This is a genomic window from Okeania sp., from assembly GCF_983059655.1.
On record NZ_CEZPJD010000043.1, the window covers coordinates 5,130 to 6,697 of the forward strand.

Consider the following 1,568-nt stretch of genomic DNA (forward strand, 5'->3'; position numbering starts at 1 on the left):
AACGCTATTGGTAGGGTGTGTTAGCGCTAGCGTAACTGAGCGAGTCACCATATATAGTGCCTTTGCGTAAGTCCTGTCACATTTAAGATTTCCTGCTTCACAGATGTGGTAACTAGGCACAGCCTGTCCAATCATCTCCACAGGCATTTTCAGATACGCTATACCCTAGCGCATTGTTTTCTATTCCTCGATTTTTGATCGCTTGTGCTGCTGCTACATCTCTCATTGGCGTAAATCCCTAAGCGATCGCTAATTATCCGGATACTATGTCCGATAACTCAAACAGATTAAGTATAAATTTTTAATTATTATGATTATTTTTCTTCTCATCCAGATGCTCGTCAACCTGCAAATCTTGTAGCGATAATTCAGGAACTTCTGATGTAGGAATTTTGAGATTAAATTGAAAGACTATTTGATGTTGTTCAATGTTAATAGTCGTGATATTTATAACACTTTGTTCAGGTAATAAACTTTTAACTGGCACTTGTTCTAACTTAGATTTATAACCAGAATCATCAAGCCATTCATAAATTTTCCGCCAATTTTCTACCTTTTCAACCTTATCTAACAAACATTTAACGTATTTATAAATCGTTGCACATAAATCCGATTCTACACCTCTAGGAATTTTACCTAAATGTTCGGCAATTTCCGAAGGACTAAAGCCACATAATAATCCTCTTAAATGAGCCTTTTCAATAGGAGTGAGATGTTTTCCTTTTGCGCAAGTTAAATCGGCATAAAGACTTTCTAAGTCCCATTCTTGTGCAGCTTGACTAAAGATTTTATCTATTTGGGCTATTAATTGGATGTAATAGTTTGCTAACATAACTCTAACATTATTTCTAACGTTACTCAGTAGATGCTTAGAAGTTAGTTAACTTATCATTGTAAAAAAACTTGGCAAACAAGACAATAAAGAGGAAGTTTATGCCACTAGGAAAAAATGACTTTGCAGTTAATCAAGAACCACGTTGTCCAGTTGTTTTGTTATTAGATAACTCAGGTTCCATGTCTGGTGAACCTATTAAACAGTTAAATGAAGGTATTGCTGTCTTTAAGAAATCTGTGGAGCAGGATACATTAGCCAAGCTGAGGGTAGAGGTAGCAATTATTTCATTTGGTCCGGTAGTCATGTGTCAAGATTTTGTCACTATCAACCAGTTTGTTCCACCACTGCTAAATGCTGAAGAATTGACTCCCATGGGAGAAGCAATTGAATATGCTTTGGACTTACTAGAAAATCGCAAAGAGGATTATAACAATAGTGGCATCCAATACTATCGACCTTGGGTTTTCTTAATTACAGATGGTGAACCTAATGATGATTGGCAGAATGCAGCACAAAGAGTGAGGCAAGGTGAGAAGGATAAGAAATTTTCCTTTTTTGCAGTGGGTGTTCAAGGTGCAAATATGAGAATTTTGAGTCAAATAGCTCCTACAACTCGCCCACCACTATTGTTGAATGGTCTTGATTTTACGTCTATGTTCAAGTGGCTCAGTGCCTCAGTGACACAGGTATCTCATAGCCAACTGGGAGGAACAATGGTACAAACTGAACCTGT

At 37.1% G+C, this 1,568-nt stretch carries 2 protein-coding genes; one reads left to right on the plus strand and one right to left on the minus strand.

The genetic code is table 11. The features are described 5' to 3' along the window. Positions 1-301: 301 nt before the first annotated feature. On the minus strand, positions 302-832 hold the full coding sequence (locus AC3DU7_RS04765) for a helix-turn-helix domain-containing protein (RefSeq protein WP_488038211.1): 531 nt from the start codon (positions 830-832) through the stop codon (positions 302-304). Between the two features lie 101 nt (positions 833-933). On the opposite strand from AC3DU7_RS04765, the gene AC3DU7_RS04770 reads away from it, so the two are divergent. After that, a partial coding sequence (locus AC3DU7_RS04770; protein WP_488038212.1) for a vWA domain-containing protein occupies positions 934-1,568 on the plus strand: 635 nt, incomplete at its 3' end.

Excerpts from the sequence above, each read along its gene's own strand:
- AC3DU7_RS04765 (WP_488038211.1), bottom strand. The coding sequence starts at position 832 with ATGTTAGCAAACTATTACATCCAATTAATAGCCCAAATAGATAAAATC.